Source organism: Bacillus sp. FSL K6-0268 (assembly GCF_038005425.1).
Classification (GTDB): Bacteria; Bacillota; Bacilli; order Bacillales; family Bacillaceae_G; genus Bacillus_A; species Bacillus_A thuringiensis_S.
This window is the reverse complement of sequence record NZ_JBBOTF010000001.1, coordinates 615,679-641,256: the sequence shown is the minus strand read 5'-3', so window position 1 is coordinate 641,256 and position 25,578 is coordinate 615,679. Positions and strand designations below refer to the sequence as shown.

Sequence of the window (25,578 nt, the reverse complement as noted above, 5' to 3'; positions counted from 1 at the left end):
AATATGTAAGTATGCAATATTTTGGTTTTATGATAAATAAAAAATTACAATACATTTGAATGTAAAAGAATGGGCTCGCATATATTTGGAAGGGATGTCAGATTAATTTAGGGGGTAGTTATGTCTATACTTTTAAAAGCTGGTGCAGATGCAGGAAACAACGGTTTGAAGTTAATGGTGAAAGGGCAAGACCCTATTTTTATTCCGAGTATTTATTCTTTATATATAGGTGAGCCTACAGGACTCTTAGATGAGGTAGATGTTTCATTATCTGAATTAGAAAACCACATTGATGTGACTATAAGTTCGCCATCGTTAATGCTAAATAATGTACGATACATCGTTGGAGAAAAAGTCATTCAAGATCAATTAAAAGGTACTGAGGTAGAGAAGAAATCGAATAAGTCAACGGATGAGTTAATGGTTATTACAATACTATCAGGTTTGGCGGTAAGCGCTATGCGTCAAAGTCCAACTTCTAGCCATATTAATATTCGTTATGATTTATCTGTCGCTCTTCCTATGCAGCTTATTACACAAGAAATAGCTGCTGAAAATGCAAAACGTTATATGGGAAATCATAAGGTTATTTTCCATTATCCGAACGGACGCGATGTGACAATTAATGTTTCAATTGAGTTTTGTAAATGCCTGCCTGAGGGCGCATCTGGGACGTGGGGCATTGTATACGATGAAGAAGGAAATGTTGTGAAACATAAAATAGAATGTGAGCCGAATCAAGTTTCTGAAATTGATTTTGTAGATAAGACTCTACTCTCTTTTGATATTGGTGCAGGGACGACAGAAGAAGTTGTTTCATTAGGGGTAAATTTCCGTCCGCAACTAAGTAAAGGTTTATCTTATGGTGTAAAAGAGACGTTATTACAAATTATCACGAGATGGAACCGAAAGTATCCAACTAAGACGATTGATAGTATTACAGAATTCAATCAAATTTATTTAAATGATAAGCATCCGAGAAATACCTTATTAGTTGAGGAATCACAGCCGGCACTATTAGGTTTAGCAGCTCGTGTTGCAACAGATATTATAAATAAAATTGATGATATGAAAGACGATCCATACGTGTTTATTTATGGCGGTGGTGCAGTAATTATTAAAAACAGTTTAAAAATGATTTTAAAGCAAAAAGGACGACTCAAAAATGTAATCTTTGTAGATAATCCGTTATTTACCAATGCACGAGGATTATTAGTCTATACTTGTTCGCCAAAATATAGAGAGCATAAGCAAAAAGAGTTAGGATTTACAAACTTAACGATAAGTTAGTTGGTGGAAGTATGCGATCTAGGCGATATAAACGTGGTGATCGAGTAAAAATCAATATTCATAAATCGGTATCACCTGAAATGCTTGCGTGGCTGAATAAACAATCAAATCCAACTAATTTCTTCTTTTTTGCTGCGCAGCAACTATTTAAACAAGTAGGAGATATTGACGTTTCTAAAGCTTTACCAAGCAGCCATGTTTTCTCATTATATGTGGAGCCTTCATCCTTATTAAAAGTTGAAGTAAACCCTTTTAAAAACATGACACTAGAAACAAATACATCCACCGAAAATGCAAAAAAAAAATTATGGGAATCTGTTGATCAATTAGATTGTCCATTTTTTTAAACATAGAAAAATATAAGAAGTCCCATCACTATACATACGAATACAGTGATGGGTTTTTGTTTGTAAATAGAAGGGGCATAATATAATTTGTGCCCCTTTTGTTAATTATTTGTTTGTCTAAATTTCAGATGTATGTTTAGAAACAGCAGTAATTATGCTTTCCCAGTCATCTGGATGGTTTTCATGGCCTGCCCCTTTAAGAGTTAATAGTACTGAGTTTGGAATTTCATCAATTAGTGCGAGGCCATGTTCGAATGGGAGTGCTGTATCATCTGTTCCGTGAATAACCAATGTAGGTGCTTGTATGGAGTGAAGTACACCTTCATATGCATCATCACCTTGAAGTAAAGCATGATTAAACATACTTAATAAATTATTTGCGCGTTCTATTTCTTGTTTTACTTGTGTATAAACTCTATTTTCATCAAATATTCGTTCTGATCCACATAATAGACGAGATCCTGAAACTAAATACTCTGCCACATCGTTTTTATTTGTCCAATCTATACTTGTGCCATTTACATGATGTGTTAAAATTCTTTCATCCATTGGAGGTAAATCGCGAGTATTGTCATCAGATCCTATTACACTAGTCGCTAGTAAAGTTAGCGTCAAAATTCTTTCGGGATGTTTTATAGCGGCAATTTGAGCAATCATACCACCTAATGACATACCAAATAGGTGAGCTTTATCAATATGATAAGCATCTAGTACTCCAATTGCATCTTCAGCCATATCTGTTACTGTATAATTGGAAGTTCTAGGTTCGTAGGCAACAGAGCGTCCAACATCACGGTTATCAAAGCGAATAACAAATTTCCCCGTACTAGCCAACAGCTCACAAAACTCTTCGTCCCAATAAACCATGGAACATGTAGCGCCCATAATTAATAAAATAGCAGGGTTCTTAGGGTTCCCAAAGCTTTCTGTACATATATCAATTCCGTTTATTTTAAATATCTTTTCACTCATATAGTTAGCCTCATTTCTTTTGAATTTAATTAATAAAACAGTTTTGGATGATTCTAAGATGTGTGTAAGATTTGTTTTGAAATTCATCCAGTATTAACGAGCAGTAGGAGCCCAATTGGTGAGGGCTGATTAAAGTTTCACTTTATAATGCTTCTTGCATAATTACCCCCAAAAATAATTATATGGTAATTCAAGACAAAAAAATTTGAGAAATAATTGTATGTTATTAAAATAAACAGCAAGGAGGAGAGTAAATGAAAGCAATTGTTATTGATCGATATGGCAGTGTTGAAGAATTGAAAGAAAGACAAGTTTTAAAATCGGTTGTTAAGAATAACGAAAAAGCTCAACAATAAATAATAGCCCATACTACACATTGTCATTTTCGGGTATTATTTATTGTTGGCTATTGTGTTATTACTTCTAACAAATACTGTTTCGTATTGTATCATGTAATTTCTCTAATCCAATTGCCATATCTTTCTCGTTTAACATTGAATAGCTAATTCTTAATTGGTTATCATTTGTTTCGTAGTTTAATAGACAAGCTGTTCCTGGTAAAAAAGAGACATCTACTTCATTTGCTTTTTGTAATAAGGTAAAGGGATCTATCGAATCAGGCAGTTTCACCCATAAATTAAAACCGCCATTTGGTATCTCAAAGTTTAGTCCTTTTAATGGCGATAGTATATCAATTGTTAAATCACGTCTCATTTGTAAAGCTGTACGTAATTTTTCTAAATGATTTTTCATACGTTCCGCACGTAAGAAAGGTAGAAGTGCCTTCTGTGTTAATAAAGGACTACCGATATCCATGGAACCTTTCACTGCATATAGCCATTCAAAAATAGGACCATCGGCAAAAAGTGCTGCGATACGGAGTCCTGGTGCTAACGTTTTACTAAATCCTTTTATATATATCACGTGGCCATCCTTATCAAAACTTTTGATTGGTGGTGGGACTATAGCACCTTCAAAATATATTTCTCCGAAAGAATCATCTTCAATGATAAAAAATTGATATAGCTCCGCTAGTTCTATAAGTTCCATTCTTCGTTCTTTACTCATTACTGTACCTGTCGGGTTCTGGAAGGTGGGATTTGTATACAATAAAACAGGATTTTTACTTTGACAAATATCATCAATTAAGTCGGAGCGAACTCCATGATTATCAAGAGAAATAGGAATGATTTGAACACCTTTATTGATGAAAACGTCAAGCGCAGCACTGTAACATGGAATTTCTACTAATACGATATCTCCAGGTTTTAATAATGTTTGAGCAATTAAATCAATTCCTTGTTGTGCTCCGCTTGTAATTAATAATTGAGATGGGTCCGTCACTAATTTCTGGTGTTCATTTAAGTAATTTGCTATTTCAACTCGCAGTTCATAATCGCCTTGAACTGGCCCATAAGTTGCTAACAACATCGGATTTTTATCTAGCAATTTATGCATTTCGTCTGCCAAAAATGGATTTGGTAACAGACGAGGATACAGAATTGCTTGTGAAAAATCATAATATTTACGGTGCTTATTCATTGCATATTGAGAACGCATAACATTAATAGATCTTGATTGTTGCCATTTATACGGTATCGGTTTGAAATCTTTCTTTACACGTTTATATATGTAAGCACCTTTTCCTTGTTCGATGCGTATATACCCTTTCGTTTCTAACTGTTTATACGCTTTACGAACAGTTAATACATTGATTTGTAAATCTGTGGCCATACAACGTAAAGAAGGAAGGGATTCACCATGTGAAAGCATACCACTTTGTACTCTTTCAACAATTTGCATATATATTTGCTTGTAATACGGTATGTTTGATTCTTTACGCAATACAATCTTCATAGTTTCACCTATTTTTCTTTTTAATTTAATTAAAGCGAAAAATATATAGGGAATCAACTACAACTTGAAGTAACTGTTATATGTATTGATACACTGTTATACACCATACCCTCTATACTCATTTTAAGAGTAAAAAGGAGGAAGAAAAATGGTCATTTTTAATTACATTTTAGTATGTATTATTTTCGGGACAACATTTTTAACAATAAAAATTGGAATTGAAGCAGGGGCGCCACCGTTGTTTTCAGCAGGAATTCGATTCTTTTTAGCGGGCATAATCCTTATGATTATTTTTAAATTAAAGCGAAAAGAAATTATGCCACATATATTTTCAAAACGTATTATGTATGCTGGATTTTGTTTAACATTTATGACATTCGCAAGTTTATATTGGTCAGAACAATATATTTCTTCGGGATTAGCTGCTGTTCTTTCTGCTACGGGACCAATGATGATTTTATTAATACAAGCAAAGAGGAATAGGGAGAAATTACAAAAGGAGCAACTCGTTGCTTTAGTTATCGCACTAATAGGTGTTATATTTGTTTCTTTACCAGGAATGCATCAACAAGTAAGTTTCATATGGAGTATTGCTTGTATTGTTTTAGTTATAGGAGAGTTATTTTACGGAATAGGCTCTATTCGTTCGAAAGAAATACTTTCAGATTTATCAAATGTATCACCATTTCTTATTAACGGTATTCAAATGTTTTATGGAGGGATTTTACTACTAATCGCATCTATTATTGTAGAACAACCAAATGTAACTGTATTAACTTCATGGAGTGTACAATGGCCTATTTTATATCTCATATTTATCGGATCGATCGGTGGACACGGACTATATTACTGGCTCTTATCAAAAACAAATCCAGTATTTCCATCGACGTGGTTATATGTATCACCATTAATTGCAATAATTGTGGGATATATCATTTTAGGAGAACCTTTAAATCCTATAATGGGAATGGGGGCTTGTTTTATATTGATTGGTGTATTTTTAGCCAATCGTTCTACACTACGGACTTATTTCAAAAAAGGGCGGTTATTAGAGAAGGAGATGTAGTTTAATAAAGCAACAGCCCTGTATATTACAGGACTGATACAATAAAAAACACAGTTGGTTATTTTTCCAACTGTGTTTTTTATAATTAATTCACTTTTTTAATAAAACCTTTATAATGACGTTTTACAAGCTGGCTTTCTAACGTCTTCATAGTTTCTAGTGCTACACCGACAATGATAAGTAAGCTTGTACCACCAATTTGGGCAGAAGGTGGTAACGTAGCAATTTTCGTGAATACGAGCGGTAATATAGAAATTGCACCTAAGAAAATTGCACCAATAAATGTTAAACGGTATAAAATTTTAGTTACATATTGTTCAGTTGCTTTACCAGGACGAATACCAGGAACATATCCATTTTGCTTTTTCAAATTCTCAGCCATTTGTTCAGGATTTACTTGAATAAATGCGTAGAAGTATGTGAAAGCAACGATAAGACCGACATAAAGTGTCATTCCAATTGGATGTGCGAAATCAAGATTTGCAACTAACCATTTTGATATGCTTGAATCAGGGAAGAGCTGCGCAATTGTACGCGGCGTCATTAAAAATGCAGAAGCAAAGATAACTGGTATAACACCAGCACTATTTACTTTAAGAGGTAAATGAGTGTTTTTTGCTCCTTGATATTGATTGTTTCCTGAAACAGCTTTTGCATATTGTATCGGTATTTTACGTACAGCTTGTTGAATGTAAATAACGCCAACAACTATCGCTAAAATTACGAGTCCGATTAAAACAATTTTTATTATGTGCATGAATAGCTGATCGCCAGCATTTTGGAATTGTTGTAAATAAATTTGATTTGCAACATTTGGAATCGCGGCAACGAGACCTGCGAAGATAATCATCGAAATACCATTACCAACTCCGTTAGCGGTAATTTGTTCGCCTAACCAAAGTAAAAATGCAGTACCTGCAGTTAAAACTGTCGCAATAAATAAGTATGTAGTCCAGCTTTGATCTGTTATTAATTGTCCACCTGCTATATTATTAAAGCCATAAGACATTCCGATGGCCTGTATGAATGCGAGAATGATTGTAAAGTATCGAGTGAATTGAGCTGATTTCTTACGGCCCAGTTCTCCTTGCTTTGCCCATTCCGAAAACTTAGGTATAACATCCATTTGTAGTAATTGTACTATGATGGAAGCTGTAATATATGGTGTAATACCTACAGCAAAGATTGAGAAATGTTGCAATGCTCCTCCACCAAATACGTTTAACATACCTAGAACGTTAGCTTGATCTTGTACTTTTAATACCTCTGCGTTAGTATGAGGAACTGGAATAAACGTGCCAATTCGAAAAACGATTAACATCGCTAGTGTAAAAAGGATTTTCCTTCTTATCTCAGCTACTCTCATGAAATTTGAAATCGTACGAAACATTATGTCGCCTCCTATATTTTTATCAGTAAAAACTGATTATTATACCCTATGAAGTAACCACAAACCTCCTTCCGCACTAAATTCATTTGACAAATGGATTTTCATACACTTTGTAGTTTTCACGGATATAAAAATATAAGGTGTTATATAAGCGACCTATACACTTTTCGTAATCATTCAATACCCATAATATATCGAATAAATTCACAAATGTACATACATACGCATGAAAAATGAATAAATAGGGTCATTTTTTACATTTATTTAATGATAAATTGATAGGACATTATTATTCACGATTGTTATACATGTTATAAAAATAAAGGCGAGCCACTATGATTTATAGCTTATATTCATTCAAATGTGTCAGCTAATAGTGTCTCCCAATCTTTAAATGATAATTTATTAGTTATATGTTTTAGTGCATTAGGTACAACAATATGACAAATAAGTTCTAAGCTATTACCATCTGGATCAATAAAATAAACAGATGCATTACCTTGATGTGGACGGACAAAGGGTTCAATAGATTCATTACTTCCAAACGGAACGGTTTTAATTTGAAGTGAGTGTAACCAATGTAATGATTCTTTTAAATCCTCATATGAAACTCTAAATGCAATATGACGTAAAGAAGGATGATATTTTGTTTCGTATTCAGAGCCCGCCCATAATCCTAGCCAACTTTTCCCATCCTCAATCCAAAAGAATGCTGTTGACTCATCGCTCCAGGCTAACTTCAATCCTAGTTTTTCATAAAATTCGATAGATTGTTGTAAATTACTCACTGGTAAATGTGCTTCGTATATTCCTTTAATCAATTAAAATCCTCCACCTTTTTATTTCCTTACAATTAATATATCGATTTAAAAAGAATGTAAAATCAAATAAAAGTATGAAAGTACATACTACTTTAGTAGTAGTAATCAATTATATTACAATTGAAATTTATCCCCCGCTGATTAAAGGTTCACTTTATATGATTAGAGAATTCTTTTAATTTAAGAAGGAATAAATGTTAAAAAAAGCTAATTAAACAGTGTACGTATTTATAGGGGAGAAGATGTAAATGAAAGTTGTTATAAAAAAATTACCACCATTAGAAGTAGCGTATATAAGACGAACTGGTAGCTACTTTGAACCGCAAGATCACTGGGGAAAGTTACTGAACTGGTCAATTGAAAATAACCTTTATCCACCAGAGCAATCATTTATCGGAATATCATTAGATAATCCTGAACTCGTTGCAAGTCATAAGTGCCGGCATGATGCATGTGTTACGATTCCTGAAAACTTCGATAAAGAAAAGTATCATGATGTGCAATTTAAAAGATTAGATGGAGGTACATATGGTCTATACCAGTTCTATGATGAACCTCATAAATTAAGTGAAGCGTATCAATACATGTATGCAGAGTGGCTACTAAATAGTGAGTATGGTGCAGATTATGATAGAGATAATTTAGAGTTTTGCTTAAATAATGTTGCTGAAGATCTAGAAGGAAAGTTAAAAGTTGATTTATTTGTGGCTTTAAAATGAAATTGGAATAGTAGTGAAAGAAAATCTGTTTTCGAAGATAATATTTTTAGCGTAGAAATTTAAGTATGTAGGTTGCAATGAAAGGAGAATCCGCATGGATACATTTGTAAATGACAAGTTTTATGAAACGAGAAATCAATTAGTTGAGGAAATTTTTTTGTTGAGTGATGCTCAATTTAATAGGAAACCAGATAAGGATAAATGGAGTATTGCACAAGTTTGTCATCATTTAGTTTTATTAGATGAAAGAGTGATAACAGTTATTTCCTCAGGGTTAAAAAAGTTAGATAGTACCCAAAATGAGCGTAAAGAAATTCACACTATTTTATTAGATAGAACGAAAAAGTTTATAGCTCCAGAAATGATTGAACCAAGTATAGAACCATTTGAAGTGGAGCAAATGCTCAATATGCTAAACGAATCAAGAAAAGAATTGATGCGTTTTCTGAGTACAATAGAAGATGAATCTAAATTAGTAAAAAAATCAGTGATGCATCCAGCTCTTGGAGAATTATTTCTTGATCAGTGGATAGAATTAATCTATTTGCATGAACAGCGTCATATAGAACAAATCAAAGAGAGAAAATTGCTTTGTGAAATTGAAAAGTAAAAATCATTCCCTGTTTATTGATGCGTATTATAAACAGGGGAAACGATTGATTCATATTGATTCAGAAGAAAACAAAAATAGAATGAAATTAGTTGAAAGTAACCAATAAGCTTAAGAAAATATAAAACTATCCGATTTTCTGTATAAGTGTAACCCCGTCTTAAATGAAGAGCGGGGTTATTTTTTTTGAAAGTGTTTTTATTTAAAAGGAAATAAATCAGCAACGAAATTCAAAAAATTAATCATCATAACATATTGTATATGCACGTTTTAATAAATTGAAATGATAATGAATGATATATCCTTATTTTGAAAGTACACTTCACACCCTTAAGGAAGGGGTATTCTGTCAGGAAACGATAAAATACAATTCTGTTAGGGGATGTATGCAATTTATTCTCTTTATTTTTGCAACAGAACCACCTTCAAAATTATCTTTTGTAGTTGAAGTTTCCCGAATAATAAGTTACATTTTTAAAGTTCAAACAACTTTACGAAAGTACAAAAAGGGGAGAAATATTATTATTATGCAAAAAATGAAATGGAAGAACTATGTATGTTACTTTGTAATTCTATTACTGCTCGGAACAGCAGTAATAGTCAAACCACCTATCTCTAAGGCTGAGGAATCTGAAGTTAATATTACATTGTTAGGTACTGCAGATATTCATGGCAGATTTATGCCTTGGGATTATGCGCTTGATGGAGCAAATATGAGTGGAAGTTTGACGCAGCTTTATACGGTTATAAAGAAGGTCCGTCAAGAAAATCAAAATACCATATTAGTAGATGCCGGGGATACAATTCAAGGAAACTCAGTAGAATTATTCAACGATAAGCCACAATCGCCAATGATGGTAGCGATGAATACAATGGGATATGACGCCTGGGCATTTGGAAATCATGAATTCAACTTTGGATTAGATACATTGAAAAAAGTTAGTGAGCAATATAAGGGAAAAACGTTAGCAGGAAATATTTATAAGGAAAATGGAGAGCGCTTTCTTCCTGCATATACAATTGTAGAAAAAGGTGGAATTAAAGTTGGGATTATTGGTATGAATACACCAATGATTAGTGATTTTGAAAAAGGGACAGATCACTTAAATGGTTTAGTGGTGAAAAATCCGGTAGAAGAGACGAAAAAGGCAATTAAGGAATTAGAAGGTAAAGTAGATGTAATGGTAGGAGTTATGCATATGGGATTAGAAAATGAGAATGGTATCCCTGGTACTGGTGTTCAAGATATTGCAAATGCTTGTCCGGAACTAAGCGCTATTTTTGCGGCTCACATGCATAAACTTGTAAAAAAAGAAGTTGTAAATGGCGTAATTATTACAGAGCCAGATAAATATGGAACATATATTTCACGTATTGACCTTACTTTTACAAAGCAAGATGGGAAGTTGGTTTTAAAAGATAAAACTGCTACCGCTATACCTGTAAAAAATGCTGATGGAACAACGATATTATCTGATCCTACACTTGAAGAAACACTAACACCTTTTCACGAATATGCGAGAGGAGATGCAAATGTTGTAGTCGCTCAATTAAAGGGTAGAAATCTTGTTCCTGAAAATGAAATAAAGGGTATTCCAAGTGTTCAGATTCAAGAAACACCTTTATCAGATTTCTTTCATGAAGTCATGCTCTACTACAGTAAAGCAGATGTAGTAGCCCATCAAATTGATAATGATTATGCCCGTTTGGATACAGGTCCTATTAAGAAAAAAGATATTGCGTATAATTACCAATATGCCTTGGGAGAGATTACAGTATATAAGATTTCTGGAAAAGATTTAAAAGACTATATGGAATGGGCAGCAGGATATTTTAACTCATCTCGTGCCGGAGATGTAACCGTTAGCTTTGATAAAACCCGCCGTGCATCTAAATACAGTACGAACGATTTCTTTGGAGGCGTAAAATACGAAATTGAATTAACAAAACCATACGGAAGTAGAATTACAAATTTACGCTCTATTCGTACAAACAAACCAATCAAAATGAGCGATGTTATGACGCTGGGAATGAATGCATACAGAATGGAGGCTCTTCAGGCAAAAGGAGGAGCTTTAGAGGGGCGTAAGTTTGAACAAATTTGGTCATCTAAACAAGAGAATGCATTTGGAGAAACAGGTGGAACCATTCGTAACCTTGCTATTACATATTTAAAAGAGGTAAAGAACGGTGTATACACGCCAAAAGTTATGCGTAATTGGAAAATTACTGGTGTAGATTTACATTCTTCAGAGCATAAGGCTGTAGTTGATCTTGTGAATAAAGGGATTTTAGAAATTCCAAAAACAGAAGACGGAAAATACACAAATATAGCATCTATAAATACGAAAGATTCAATTACAAAAGAAGAGATTGTAGCACTCTCACAAAAAGCAAATATTAATCCAAATCAGTTTAAGCATATAAAAACGAAAGGTGAATTTTACAAAAAACTTAGTAGGATTACTAAAAAAATATAAATTATAAGGTTTCTTATAGTAATTGTTATTTTAACAACATTAAACCCACTCTTAAAATAGTAAAGAGTGGGTTTTTATGTTGTTATTTGGAGGTAAGTATACTTTTATTACAATGAATATAGATAATTAATAACTAACCAATTGGATGAGCGCCTATAAGGACTCTCTTTTATTCAAATTAATGTACATATGTGTTCCGTTCATTATTTATAATATTGACCACAATTTATGTAATTTTGCATAATGTTACATAAATTGTGTATTTTCTCTTTTTTCCGACAGAAATAGACAGTATACTTTGTACAAGCTTTCTATTTCAAAAATTATACGAGGTGAAATAATGAAAAACAAAAAGACATTAACTAAGGTAGCATTAACAACTGGATTAGCTTTAACAGCTGTGGCACCATATGGGGTAGGTCATGCAGAGGAAACAGATCAACTACAAGTTCAAATTCAGGAGGAATCGTTCCGTTCGGGTGAACTTACACAACCGTCACAAAAGGCACCAGAAAATGTAGTAAAGGATGCACTTAAGGAGAAAACAGAGCAAGCTCTGTCCCAAAAACAAGTCAATGGAGAAGCAGGAGTAGATTATAAAGTCCTTCAAAAACGTGGTTCGTATGATGGAACTACACTTGTACGTATGCAGCAAACATACGAAGGAAAAGAAGTATATGGCCATCAATTAACTGCACATGTAGATAATAATGGTGTTATTAAAAGTGTTTCAGGTGATAGCGCGCAAAATTTAAAACAAGAAGAATTGAAAAAACCTATTAATCTATCAAAAGATGAAGCAAAACAATTTATTTATACGAAGTACGGGAACGATATCAAGTTTATTACTGAGCCAGAAGTTAAAGAGGTTATTTTTGTTGATGAAAATAATGGACAAGCTAAAAATGCATACCAAGTTACCTTTGAAGCCGCAACACCAAACTATGTTTCTGGTACTTATTTAGTAAATGCACAAAATGGTGATATGTTAAAAAATATGGTACAAGAATCTAACTTAAAGGCCAGTGACAAACTAGTTGGAGCTTTAAAGAAAAGTAAACAAAGCAGTCTTACATCATTAACTGGAACAGGAAAAGATGATTTAGGTATTTCTCGTTCATTTGGTATCTCTAAACAAAGTAATGGCAAATATGCTCTTGCTGATTATACAAGAGGGCAAGGGATTGAAACATATGATGTGAATTACAAAGATATTACTAAAGAAGAAAGCTATTATCCTGGTACATTAGCGACTAGTACTTCGGCAACATTTAACGATCCCAAAGCGGTAAGTGCTCATTACTTAGCAACAAAAGTATTTGATTTTTATAAAGATAAATACAAGCGTAATAGCTTTGATAATAAGGGACAAAAGGTAGTTTCAGTTGTACACGCTTGGGATTCTGAAGAGACGAATGATCCGAAGAATTGGCAGAATGCATTAAGTGCTAATAATGGAAGTATGCTTGTATATGGGGATCCTATTGTTAAAGCATATGACGTAGCTGGACATGAATTTACACATGCTGTTACTTCTAGTGAATCTAATCTTGAATATTACGGTGAATCCGGTGCGATTAATGAGGCGCTATCTGATATTATGGGAACATCTATTGAGAAATACGTAAATAATGGAAACTTTAATTGGACAATGGGAGAACAAACGGGATCTGTTTTCCGTGATATGGAAAACCCAGCTTCTGTTCCATCTTCACTCGGAGTACCTTATCCAGATGATTACAGTGAATTTAACGATTTTAATGGATGGGATCAAGGCGGTGTTCATTTTAATTCAAGTATTATTAATAAAGTTGCGTATCTCATTGCAAAAGGCGGAACTCATAACGGAGTAACTGTTAAAGGAATTGGTGAAGATAAAATGTTTGATATTTTCTATTATGCAAATACTGATGAGTTAAACATGACTTCTAATTTCAAAGAATTGAGATCAGCATGTATTCGAGTGGCAACTAATAAATATGGGGCGAATACAGCTGAAGTTCAAGCAGTTCAAAAGGCATTTGATGCAGCAAAAATTAAGTAATTTAGAATTATAGTTCTCATTCATATATTAATACATTATGAAAAAAAGCTAATATCATTTTAAGGATATTAGCTTTTTTACGTAGCGATGTATTGTTGAAAATAAACTGACTAAGCAATAATTAGGCGCGTTATCTGTAAGAAGTTGCGACAAATAAATAAGGTTTAAAGTATATAAAAACAGAAAATTAATAATATATTGACCTCTTGATAGAAAGTCTATAAAATGAAAGTGATAACAAACGATTGCTTTAAAATGATTTCCCTGACCTTTTAGCATTTACAAATATATGAGGGCATACACAAATCTATTTTTTTAAGCAATTTATGCAAACGCTTCCGTATTAAAAGGTCATTGAAATACATACGTGAAAATAGCCAATATGGAGGTGAAGCAAAAGAGATTTCTAGATTAATTTAAGCAGTGTTATTCAGTGTAAGCATAATAAATCGCTAGTAATATTTGAAGAAAGGGTGTATGTGGTGCAAATTATAAAAAGATTAATTAACAAAACAGTTTTATTACTTACTTTAATCGTTATGTTATCATCTGTTTTCTCCTTTCAGGGTGTGAAGGCAGTTTCAAATTCGAAAACAACTGAAGTTATCATTCATTACAAAGAGAAGCTTGGAAATACAAAAGACTGGAATCTTTGGTTATGGGGAGAAAATGCAAATGGTACATCTTATAAATTTACTGGTGAAGATGAATTTGGAAAATACGCTAAGATAAAAATAGACGGTGACTATAATCGTGTAGGATTTATAGTTCGAACAAATGAATGGGAAAAAGATGGTGGGGATCGTTGGATTGAAAATATAAAGGGCGGTCGTGCTGAAGTATGGATTCTTTCGGGCGATGAAAAAGTATATAACTCTAAGCCTTCTTCAGATCTCTCAATTCAAAAAGCAACTATTGATAGTTTCCATGAAATTACCATAACGACTAATGTCCCGTTTCATATTAGGGAAAAGAAAATTGAAATTGAAGGCATTAAAATTAAAAATATTAGTCCTTATGATATAAATAGTGGAGATATTACTAATAAGGTCAAAATAATTACGGAACAGAAAATTGATTTAAAACAAACATACAAAGTTAAAATAGAAAACTTAGCTGATACGAATACTGAAATTGGTAAAGTCATTCGTAGCGAGGAATTTGATAATTTATTTTATTATAGTGGTAACGATTTAGGGAATACATATACCGCGCAACATACAAAGTTCCGTTTATGGGCTCCTACTGCAAGCGAAGCGAAGTTAGTTACATATAAAAACTGGAACGATAAAATAGGTGCTGAAATAAACATGCAACAAGGTGAAAAGGGAACTTGGACAGCAGAACTAAAGGGGAACCAAAAAGGGCTCTTTTATACGTATAAGGTCAAAATTGGTGATAAGTGGACTGAAGCGGTTGATCCATATGTGCGTGCTGCTTCTGTAAATGGGGATAAAGGTGCAGTCGTTAATTTAGAAGAAACAAATCCGAAAAAATGGAAAGCAAACAAAAAGCCAAAATTTAAAAATCCGGAAGATGCTATTATTTATGAGTTACATGTACGCGATCTTTCCATCCAACCTGAAAGTGGTATTAAACAGAAAGGGAAGTATTTAGGTGTAACAGAAAAAGGAACAAAAGGGCCAGAAGGTGTAAAAACAGGACTTGATCATATAAAGGATCTAGGTGTTACTCACGTTCAGTTTTTACCAATATTTGATTATGCTTCTGTAAATGAAGAGACTTTAAATGAACCGCAATATAACTGGGGATATGATCCTAAAAATTTCAACGTTCCAGAAGGCTCCTATTCTACAAATCCTTATGAGCCGACTGTGCGAATAACTGAATTGAAGCAAATGGTTCAAACACTACATGATAATAATCTTCGAGTAGTGATGGATGTAGTATATAACCATATGTATAACGCTGCTGAATCTAATTTCCATAAGTTAGTTCCAGGTTATTATTATCGTTACAATGAAGATGGAACATTTGCAAATGGAACTGGAGTAGGAAATGATACTGCTTCAGAAAGAAAAATGATGAGGAAATTTATGATAGATTCCGTCACATATTGGGCAAAAGAATACAATTTAGATGGATTCCGTTTTGATTTAATGGGTATTCATGATTATGAAACGATGAATGAAATACGTAAAGCTGTTAATCAAATTGACCCTTCTATTATACTACACGGAGAAGGATGGGATTTAAATACACCTCTTGCAGCTGAGCTGAAAGCAAATCAAAAAAATGCAGAGAAAATGAAAGGAATTGCTCATTTTAACGATAATATACGTGATGGGTTGAAAGGTAGTGTATTTGAGGAAAAGGAAAATGGTTTTATAAATGGAAAGGAAAACATGGAAGATCGTATTAAAAAAGGTATTACGGCAGGTATTGACTACGATACAAATTCGTCTACCTATCAAGATCCGGAACAGGTATTAACTTATGTGGAAGCACATGACAATCATACATTATGGGATAAACTTGAGTTAACTAATTCAGGTGACAGTGAAGAAGTGCGAAAACAAATGCACAAATTGTCTTCTTCAATTTTATTAACATCACAAGGAGTTCCATTTTTACATGCAGGGCAAGAGTTTATGCGGACGAAATACGGTGATCATAATAGTTACAAATCTCCAGATTCAATTAACCAGATGGATTGGCTGCGCCTTGCAACGTTTAATAATGAAGTAGATTATATGAAGGGTTTAATAGAATTACGCAAAAAGTACTCAGCTTTTCGAATGACATCTGCAGAGCAAATAAAAACACACGTATCATTTATTGATGCCCCGAAAAATACGGTAGCTTATACAATAGAGGGGAATAAAAATGAATACTTTACAGTGGCTCACAATGCAAATAGAGAAGCTGTTGATATAACACTTCCATCGAAAGGTCCTTGGAAAGTACTAGTAGACGGGAAGCAGGCGGGAAGTAAACCACTTTATGTTGTCCATGACAATAAAATTAAAGTTCCTGCATTAAGTTCATTTGTCTTAAAAACAGAGAAACCGATTAAATAAAAGCGAAGAATGTGGAAATAAATACTGCATTGAGCAAATTTAACAAGGATTGCAAATAAAAAAAGCGAAGTGAAGATTATTCTCACTTCGTTTTTAAAGTTAATGTAATATAATTTCACATACTGTAATTATATTACAATTTAATAAAAGAAATAAGCAATAGATTATTTCTTTTGTGGCAGTAGGAGAAGAAGATATCTTTGAGTTTATTTATAAAATTACCTGAAATACATTCGTAATTCAGATAATGTTTATTATATATTCGAACATATAACGAACTAGATGTTCGAGTTGTATTAATTCCTACAAATCGTTTAAAAATAACAAAGGCGTAAAAAGTATAAGGAATTAAAATAGAGAAAAGACACCATTCAAGGTGTCTTTTCTCTATTTTGAATATGAAATGTAAGTAACTCGATTGTATGTAATAGTATGTGATATTTTCACACTAACTGATTAAGAAAAATTTAAAACTCTTTTCTTAATCTATTTGTAATAAATTACATCATAAAATTTTATCGATATAATAAATAAAACTTTCTCAACATTATTTGATTTAATAACTATATTCAACCGCTCTCCAATCCATTACAATAATTTCACATTGGAAATACATGAATATTCTCAATGTTATAAATGGTTTATACCTTATAGGATTACTGTGGGAAAGGATGTGAAATATCCAAAAAGAAATCATTTTTTATGATGAAATAAAAAATTTTAATGAAGAAAAAGTTATTTCATTATTTTCAAGTTTCGTTAAAGTGCATGTATTTATAATCACTATGAGACAAGGAGCAGAATCCAAAAAAATTTTTGTAAATTAGAAAATTGCATTTCAAAAATAAGTTAAACGTTTATGGAGGGTTATATGAGCGAGAAAATTTATTACTGGTCTCCGATTAAGCATTGGGAGAAGTTGCATAATGAAGTTTTGATAGGGGAAATGAGATTTACAGGTATTCTGTCTGAGTGGTTTCCAGATTTTTATTTTATGGCTCAAAAAGGTGTGAAAATTAGTGAACTAGTAGAGCGCTTTTCGTTAGGAAATGTAGAAGAGACACAAAAAAACATAGAGCTCATGATAAAAAATCGTGTGTTAGTAAGTAATATATTACACCCAAGAGAAGTATTTTCTTCACAAGAAAAGATTTTTTCAAATCCATATAGCAACCAGATTCGCTTTTCTAAAGAAAAGTTAGATAAGTATATGAGTGAACAATTAAATCGCACGCACGTTGCTGCACGGTCGACCGAAATTCAACTTGAAACAACAAATGAGCTACCTACTATAATTAAGGAACGTAGATCTTGTCGTCAATTTGATACGGAAAAACACATTAGTTTTTCGGAATTTTCCCAATTCTTATCAACTCTAAAACAGGTTAAGGAAGAAAAAATATACTATCATTACGCAAGTGCAGGCGGGCTCTATCCCATTGATATCTTTGTTTATATAAAACCAAAACGTATAGAGGGTATGAAAGCTGGATTTTATTATTATAACCCATCAAAAAACAGTCTTGTGATTGTAAACAACATTGATCAAGTGATCAAAAGTGATCATGAGTTAATTAATCAGGATTTATTTACTCAATCTGCATTCTCAGTTTATTTGATTTATAATGCGAACGCTTCTATCCCGAAATACGGTTCAGATGGATATTTATTTGCTTGTATTGAGTCAGGCATTATCACTGCTACCTTAAATATGGTTGCTGAAACATTAAATTTAGGGGTTTGTTCAGTTGGTCATATGAAATTTGAAGATATTCAGCAATTTTTATGTTTGGATAATCATCAAGTGTTTCTCCATGGGCTTGAAGTTGGCTTAAAAATTAACGAGTAGAAGAAATGAATATTAGGGGGATAAAGATAAAAATGCACATTAAAGATCGAAGTTCAATTCATGAAAATAAAGAAGTAGAAGCGTTTTGGAAGGAGCAATTATCTTCCGAGATTCTCGATTTTTCTGTATTTAAATTTAATAGCGATTACCAACTAAATAAAGAAACACCTTGTGAGTACGTTCAAGTCAGAGTGAATGTAGAATTTAGTAAAAGTATACAAAAAATAAGTAAGTCTCAAGATTTATTATTATTTAGCTGGTTTCAAGCCGCTTTAAGGGTTTGTTTGGCACATTATACAGATCAAGAAAGAATTACCATTGGTATTCCTATAATTGAAAAGAATCTTGAACAAAGTGAGAATCTTAATAAGTTGATTCCTTTAGGAAGTGAAATCCATCCGCATCACCCCTTTAAACAATTAGTAAATGAGATTGAACAAACGACTTTATTCGGGTATGAAAATCAGGAGTATCCGCTCTCTGAATTATTAGTTAAACACAATTTAACTCCTTTTCAAATTGTAATCGGGATGGAAGGATTACATAATGAAAATTCGCTAGAAGAATACGCAGAGAATAATTTAGCCCTATGGATACGAAGAAAATGGAATGAAATACATAATGAATTTGAATTTCAAATTTCTTGTAAGTCCCGTTCATTCTCTTCTTTGCAACAGTTTGCCAATTCGTATTGTTATGTTTTAAAGCAAGTTTCACAAAATCCGAATTTGGCATTGAAAGATATTTGTATTATTGCAGAAGAAGAAAAAGAGTTGTTAGAAGGATTGAATACTTTTCAAACGGGCATAGACTTGTTTCAATCATTTCAAGATTTGTTTGAAGCGCAAGTATTAAAAACTCCAGATCAAATTGCTGTTGTTTGTAATGATCAATCTTTGACATATAGAGAATTGAATAAGAAAGCGAATCAATTGGCTTCTATTCTTCAAAGTAAAGGTGTTTCAAAAGAAAGTATTATTGGCGTTATGGTAGATCGGTCATTAGAAATGATTATTGGTATGATGGGGATTTTAAAAGCAGGAGCAGCGTATTTACCAATCGACCCTAACTACCCAACTGAACGAATTGAATATATGTTACAAGATAGTCAAGCAAAATATTTACTTAGTAAGCGAACAGAGGAAGTATTGCCGCAATTTGCGGGTGAAGTACTGTATCTTGATAAAGAATATCTTTTCCAAGGTGAAGAAAGTAATTTAGTACGAGAACATAATCCTAATGATTTGGCTTATGTTATTTACACATCAGGATCGACAGGAAATCCAAAAGGGGTAATGATAGAACAAAAATCGCTAGTTCATTTTTTAAATGTAATGAGAGAAAAAGTAAAGGCTAATCAATCATTCTTGTTTCTTGCTAGTGTATCTTTTGATATTTCCTTGTTAGAAATATGTCTTCCTTTAACGCAAGGTTCAAAAGTAGTAATTGCTACAGAGGACCAGTTTGCAACAAAAGAATTGGCTCATTTGGTCAAAAAACATAAGGTGGATTTATGGGAATCAACGCCATCGCGAATGGAAGTGATTTTGAGTGATCCAGAAGGGGCAAATTTTCTAAAAGATTTAAAATCTATTTTATTAGCAGGAGAAGCATTTTCCATTGATTTGGTTGAAAAAATTCGTTGTATCAGTGAAGCAACAATTTTAAATATTTATGGTCCCACAGAAACAACCATTTGCTCAACAGTAAAAGACTTGAGCATTTCCAAAGAAGTTACGATTGGCAAACCAAATCCGAATTATCATTCCTATATATTGAATAAGTATGGCCAATTAAAACCATTTGGAATTCCTGGTGAACTCTGCATTGCTGGAGTAGCGGTAGCACGAGGGTATCTTGGTAAAAGTAAACTGACAGATGAAAAATTTGTACCGAATCCTTTTACGGCAGGAGAAATGATGTATCATACAGGTGATCTCGTTCGTTGGTTGCCTAATGGAGAACTTGAGTATTTAGGTCGAATGGATCATCAAGTGAAAATTCGGGGGTATCGGATTGAATTAAGAGAAATCGAAACTCAATTAAGGGAATATCCAGAAATAAACCAGGCTATCGTTGTTGATCAAGTGTATGGAAATAGGAAATTATTAGCTGCCTACTATGTATCGGATAACAAGGTGTCTTTTGGTGAAATCAGAAAATATTTAAGTGATAAATTACCTGAGTTTATGATTCCTGAAAAAATGATTCAGGTAGAAGAGATTCCATTGAATCCAAATGGAAAAGTGGATAGAAAAAGGTTATTGGATATAACACAAACGGATTATGTATCAATCCCATACGTTGCCCCGCGCAATGAAATTGAACAAAAATTAGTGTGTGCATGGGAAAAAGTTATGGAGATTGAGGGAATCGGTATTCATGATAATTTTTTTGCATTAAAAGGAGAATCCATTAAAGCACTTCAAGTAATTAATTTACTAAGAAAAGACTGCTTAAAAATAAGTACAACAGATTTTTTTAAGCACCCTACAATCGCTCAACTGAGTTCTTGTGTAAAGTTAGAGCATAAAGAGGAAAACTTTGAAAGTAGACCAACTCATGTTAAAGATTTATCTAATCCATTTTCCTTAACAGAAGTTCAGACAGCGTATATGTTAGGAAGGAATTCACAGTTTGAATTAAGTGGTATTTCACCTCAAACATATTTTGAATATGAAACAACATTGGATATCAATCGTCTTTCAAAAAGTTTTCAAAAGGTAATCCATCGTCATCCAATGTTGCGAGCTGTAATTTTACCAGAGGGAAAACAGCAAATATTACAAAGCGTTCCTGATTACGAGATTGAAATAGTGAGTCTCATAGATTTAGATGATAGGAATCAACATGCTCGCTTACAAGAAGAGCGTTCTCGAATGACTAACCATGTATTCCCTTTGGGGCAATGGCCTTTGTTTGAATTGAAAGCTTTTCTTTTAAAAGAAGACACGTATTTATTATGTTTTCGATACGATGCTTTGTTAATGGACGGAGCAAGCATGAACATTGTTGGACAGGATTTGTTGCATTATTATTATAAACCAAATCAAAAATTAGAATCTTTATCTTTTGATTTTCAAGATTATATGTTTATCTATGATGAAATGGAACAAAGCGAAGAATATAAAACAGCAAAAGATTATTGGACAAGTAAGCTTCCTGACTTTCCGTTTGCACCTTCTTTGCTGTTAAAAAAGGATCCAGCAGAGATTGCTACTCCTAAATTCCAATCACTTACAAAAATCCTGGATAATAAAAAATGGACAAAGCTAAGAAAGTTAGCACAAGAGAAAGAGGTAACTCCTTCCGCTCTACTTTGTACAATATATGGTGATGTGTTGGCATATTGGAGTAATCAACGTCGATTAGCAATTAACTTGACTGTATTTAACCGTTATCCTGTTCATGATGAAGTAGAACAGATTGTTGGAGATTTCACATCGCTTATTTTATTGGATGTTGATGTAAAACCAGAGCAAACTTTCTTTACTAGAGTAAAAGAAACGCAATCTACGTTATTAGATGGCCTTGAACATCGTCATTACGATGGAGTTAACTTTATTCGAGATTTTACTCGATATCATCAAATGACACCAAAAGCAGTTATGCCAATCGTTTTCACCTCGATGTTAGCAGGTGCAGGTGCTTTCTCTTGGGAACAACTTGGTTCTCTTCGCTATATTCATGCTCGGACTCCACAAGTGTATTTGGATAATGTAGTAATTGAAAAAAATGGTGAGTTATTAATTAGCTGGAATTATGTTGAAGAGTTGTTTGATATTGATGTGATAGAAGCAATGTTTTCCCAATTTGTTGACTTATTGGAACAATTGGTGAAACAAAGCGATATAACATCTTTGCAGATGAAAGAGTCGGATCAAACTTTAATTGAACAATATAATGAAACAACAGAAAAAATACCTTCAACTACTCTGTATCAATTATTTACAGACCAAGTAAAACGTACACCGAATGAAGTAGCGGTGGTATTTGAGCAAAAATGGTTAACATACTCGGAACTTCATAAACGCTCCAATCAAATTGCCCACTTCTTAAAAGAGCAGGGCATTGGTCTTGGTGACAAAGTGGGTCTTTTAGCCAAAAGACGAGTTGACACAATTGTTAATATGCTAGGTATTTTAAAAGCAGGTGCTGCTTATGTTCCGATTGATCCCGATCATCCTTTAGATCGCCAAACATATATTTTAAAAAATAGCTCATGCAAGCTTTTATTAGAACCTAGTCTTTATGAAGAAAATGATTTGTCATTTTATACAACAGAAGACATGCCCGCTATTGCTGGTCCAGAAGATATTGCCTATATTATATACACTTCAGGAAGTACAGGAAAACCAAAAGGAGTAATTATTACTCACCAAGCGGTTACAAATACGATTCAAGACATAAATCAAAAATATGAGGTAAATGAAGATGATCGTATTATTAGTATCTCTTCCATGTGTTTTGACCTATCTGTATACGATATTTTCGGAGCTTTAAGCACAGGTGCAATGTTAGTAATGATTCGTGATCCGAGAGACATGCAAGAATTAATCCGCACTGTCGAACGTAGAGGGATTACAATTTGGAATACAGTGCCTGCAATCATGGATTTGGCATTGGATCAAGTAGGTTCTCATTTTGAACATTCTTCTTTACGTTTAGTTTTACATAGTGGAGATTGGATTCCGCTTTCTTTACCAGAAAAAATAAAACGACATTTTCCGATTGCAGAAGTAGTTTCACTAGGAGGGGCAACAGAAGCATCGATTTGGTCAATTTATTATCCGGTCAAACAGGTGGAATCACATTGGAATAGTATTCCATACGGGATGCCCTTGGCAAACCAAACGTATTATGTGTTGAACTATGAAAAGAAAATGTGCCCTGTTGGTGTAATTGGAGATTTATATATCGGGGGAGTGGGCCTTGCTAAAGGATATTTAAATGATGAAAAGAAAACAAATGAAGCGTTTGTGTCACATCCTGATTTTGGTCTTATATACAAAACAGGAGATTGTGGAAAAATGCATTCTGAGGGATATATTGAATTTTTAGGCCGCCAAGATTACCAAGTAAAAATTCAAGGGTATCGAGTAGAGTTAGAAGAAATCGCTCATTGTCTTCTAACTTATAAACAAGTCGAACATGCTGTCGTAATTGATCAAACAGATGAGAACGGAATAAAATTTTTAGTTGCATATGTGGTAACTGAGCAAAATATTAGTACAACAGAACTACGAAAGCATTTGCGAGATCACTTGCCAGATTATATGATTCCTTCTTATTTTGTTTATTTGGACCAATTACCCCTGACTCCAAACGGGAAATTAGATAGAAAAGCGCTCCCTACTCCGGAGAAACAAAAAAATGAAGTATTTATTGCCCCAAAAACTGAAATGGAAAAAATATTAACTAGTATTTGGCAAGAAGTACTCAAAATAGATCAAGTTGGAGTAAATGATCATTTCTTCGCCTTAGGTGGAGATTCGATAAAAGCAATTCAAGTGTCCGTTAGACTGTATCGACAAGGATTCGAGCTTGAACCAAAAAATCTATTTTCATTTCCTATATTAAGAGATATGGTTCAATTTGTTAAAAAGCTAGACCAGTTTTCAAGTTCACAAACAAATGATGTAAATATAATGAACGATAATAAAGCTACATTACTAAATGTTAAAGATAAACAACTTAATCAACATACACTTACCAAAATACAAGAAAAAATGCCGGATATAAAAATAGAACGTATTTACCCGCTAGCACCTTTCCAGGAAGTTATTTATGAGCATGCTACGAATGAACCTGATACAAATGCATATTTTGAACAAACAATTTGGGCACTTGAGGGGGAGCTGGATATTAAACTCTTTATTCAGTGTTTCCAACAATTAGTTGATCGTCATGATTCTTTAAGAACAATAATTGTGCAAGATGAACAAGCAAAACCTTGGCAAGCTGTTCTATATGATGTTCAAATAAATTCAGAAATAAAAAACTTGATTGAGATGACGAAACAAGAACAGCAAGAATTCCTAGATCAGTGGATGAATGAAAATTTAAGTCAAGGATTTAAAAATGGTGAACTTATGACCCGTCTCTGTATATTCCAACTAGGTAATAACGAGTATAAGGTAATTTGGAGTTCCCATCATCTATTATGTGATGGTTGGAGCGTCAGCATTTTGATAGACGAATTATTCCAGCTCTACGAAACTACAAATGCGGGAACTACGGCGGAGTTACCTATGGTAAAACCTTTTGAAACATTTATAGATTGGACTTTGGCACAAGATCATGAGAAAGCCCGTCATTTTTGGAGGGATTATTTATCAGGATACAATCAGAAAATTAGTATTCCTAAAAAGAAAGTCCCATCTAAAAGTGAAGGGTTAAACTTCACTTTTATGGATTTAACCTTAGACAAGGATTTGACTGATCAGTTACAGACATTTGTAACTAAAAATAATATAACTATGAATACGGCATTACTAGCTGTATGGGGAATATTGCTTGGCAAATTTAACGGAACGAGAGAAGTAGTATTGCCTAATCTAGTATCAGTCAGACCTCCCGAAGTAGAAGGAATTGAAAATATGTTCGGTCTGTTCACAAATGTTTTGCCTATCCGATTAGCATGGACAGAAACGCAATCTTTTGTGGATTTTCTGCAAAAGGTACAACTAGAGACATTGAAATGTAATGAGTATGCATACTATTCATTTGTTGATATACAAAAGCAAAGTGAATTAAAAACTGAGTTGACTGACCATCTTTGGGTTTTTGAAAACTATCCAACTAATCCAGCAATCTTTTCTTCAAATGAAAACAGACATTTTGCTATCACGGATTACGAAGTTGTTGATGAGCCACATGTAAAGTATGGAATTATGTGCTTCCCTGAAGAAAGACTTACAATAAAGTTTGGATATGATCAAACGGTATATGAAGCAGAGAAAATACAGGAAATATTAAATCACATCCATGGGTTAATCAACACGATTCTTCAAAATCCAATACAAACAATTTGTGATTACAAATTATAAAAAATGAAAAGGCGAGCAAGAACTCGCCTTTTTAAATAGAATA

General features: G+C 33.2%; 15 protein-coding genes. 11 read left to right on the top strand and 4 right to left on the bottom strand.

Annotated features, from left to right (window positions below):
- The first annotated feature begins 120 nt into the window (after nucleotides 1–120).
- Both MHI28_RS03230 and MHI28_RS03225 read left to right on the top strand, forming a co-directional pair.
- Nucleotides 121–1,290 carry a ParM/StbA family protein gene (locus MHI28_RS03230; RefSeq protein ID WP_000025620.1) on the top strand — a complete coding sequence of 390 codons (1,170 nt, stop codon included), beginning with the start codon at nucleotides 121–123 and terminating at the stop codon, nucleotides 1,288–1,290.
- 11 nt (nucleotides 1,291–1,301) lie between these two features.
- Nucleotides 1,302–1,637, top strand: a complete 336-nt coding sequence (locus tag MHI28_RS03225) for a hypothetical protein (RefSeq protein WP_001257762.1) — start codon at nucleotides 1,302–1,304, stop codon at nucleotides 1,635–1,637.
- A 117-nt stretch (nucleotides 1,638–1,754) separates the two neighbouring features.
- On the opposite strand, the gene MHI28_RS03220 is transcribed toward MHI28_RS03225, so the two are convergent.
- Nucleotides 1,755–2,609 carry an alpha/beta fold hydrolase gene (locus MHI28_RS03220; protein ID WP_001290769.1) on the bottom strand — a complete coding sequence of 285 codons (855 nt, stop codon included), beginning with the start codon at nucleotides 2,607–2,609 and terminating at the stop codon, nucleotides 1,755–1,757.
- Nucleotides 2,610–3,032: 423 nt separating this feature from the next.
- Nucleotides 3,033–4,466 carry a MocR-like pyridoxine biosynthesis transcription factor PdxR gene (gene pdxR, locus MHI28_RS03215; protein ID WP_000706773.1) on the bottom strand — a complete coding sequence of 478 codons (1,434 nt, stop codon included), beginning with the start codon at nucleotides 4,464–4,466 and terminating at the stop codon, nucleotides 3,033–3,035.
- Nucleotides 4,467–4,614: 148 nt separating this feature from the next.
- Between pdxR and MHI28_RS03210 the strand changes: the two genes are divergently transcribed.
- Nucleotides 4,615–5,532 (top strand): DMT family transporter, encoded by a 918-nt coding sequence (locus tag MHI28_RS03210; protein ID WP_000234335.1) that lies wholly within the window; start codon nucleotides 4,615–4,617, stop codon nucleotides 5,530–5,532.
- 85 nt (nucleotides 5,533–5,617) lie between these two features.
- Here the strand turns inward: MHI28_RS03210 and secY are convergent, their stop codons facing one another.
- Entirely contained in the window at nucleotides 5,618–6,922 is a 1,305-nt protein-coding gene (gene secY, locus MHI28_RS03205; RefSeq protein WP_340827610.1) for a preprotein translocase subunit SecY, read from the bottom strand.
- A 353-nt stretch (nucleotides 6,923–7,275) separates the two neighbouring features.
- Nucleotides 7,276–7,743 carry a VOC family protein gene (locus MHI28_RS03200; protein ID WP_000589638.1) on the bottom strand — a complete coding sequence of 156 codons (468 nt, stop codon included), beginning with the start codon at nucleotides 7,741–7,743 and terminating at the stop codon, nucleotides 7,276–7,278.
- 248 nt (nucleotides 7,744–7,991) lie between these two features.
- Between MHI28_RS03200 and MHI28_RS03195 the strand changes: the two genes are divergently transcribed.
- The 8 genes from MHI28_RS03195 to MHI28_RS03160 all read left to right on the top strand — a co-directional run bounded on the left by MHI28_RS03195 (nucleotide 7,992) and on the right by MHI28_RS03160 (nucleotide 25,535).
- The gene (locus MHI28_RS03195) at nucleotides 7,992–8,462 is read left to right on the top strand and encodes an AraC family transcriptional regulator (protein ID WP_000869616.1); all 471 of its coding nucleotides are present in this window, start codon (nucleotides 7,992–7,994) and stop codon (nucleotides 8,460–8,462) included.
- Nucleotides 8,463–8,556: 94 nt separating this feature from the next.
- On the top strand, nucleotides 8,557–9,072 hold the full coding sequence (locus tag MHI28_RS03190; RefSeq protein WP_340827609.1) for a DinB family protein: 516 nt from the start codon (nucleotides 8,557–8,559) through the stop codon (nucleotides 9,070–9,072).
- Entirely contained in the window at nucleotides 9,056–9,181 is a 126-nt protein-coding gene (locus MHI28_RS03185; RefSeq protein WP_000769713.1) for a hypothetical protein, read from the top strand. Before MHI28_RS03190 ends, MHI28_RS03185 begins: the two co-directional genes overlap by 17 nt.
- A 418-nt stretch (nucleotides 9,182–9,599) precedes the next feature.
- On the top strand, nucleotides 9,600–11,552 hold the full coding sequence (locus tag MHI28_RS03180; protein ID WP_043311776.1) for a bifunctional metallophosphatase/5'-nucleotidase: 1,953 nt from the start codon (nucleotides 9,600–9,602) through the stop codon (nucleotides 11,550–11,552).
- A 340-nt stretch (nucleotides 11,553–11,892) separates the two neighbouring features.
- Nucleotides 11,893–13,596 (top strand): M4 family metallopeptidase, encoded by a 1,704-nt coding sequence (locus MHI28_RS03175; RefSeq protein ID WP_000791451.1) that lies wholly within the window; start codon nucleotides 11,893–11,895, stop codon nucleotides 13,594–13,596.
- A gap of 482 nt (nucleotides 13,597–14,078) precedes the next feature.
- Nucleotides 14,079–16,637, top strand: a complete 2,559-nt coding sequence (pulA, locus tag MHI28_RS03170; protein ID WP_340827607.1) for a type I pullulanase — start codon at nucleotides 14,079–14,081, stop codon at nucleotides 16,635–16,637.
- An 871-nt stretch (nucleotides 16,638–17,508) separates the two neighbouring features.
- Nucleotides 17,509–18,486 (top strand): SagB/ThcOx family dehydrogenase, encoded by a 978-nt coding sequence (locus tag MHI28_RS03165; RefSeq protein WP_001290966.1) that lies wholly within the window; start codon nucleotides 17,509–17,511, stop codon nucleotides 18,484–18,486.
- A 32-nt stretch (nucleotides 18,487–18,518) separates the two neighbouring features.
- Nucleotides 18,519–25,535 carry a non-ribosomal peptide synthetase gene (locus MHI28_RS03160; RefSeq protein ID WP_151618866.1) on the top strand — a complete coding sequence of 2,339 codons (7,017 nt, stop codon included), beginning with the start codon at nucleotides 18,519–18,521 and terminating at the stop codon, nucleotides 25,533–25,535.
- Nucleotides 25,536–25,578 lie beyond the last annotated feature (43 nt).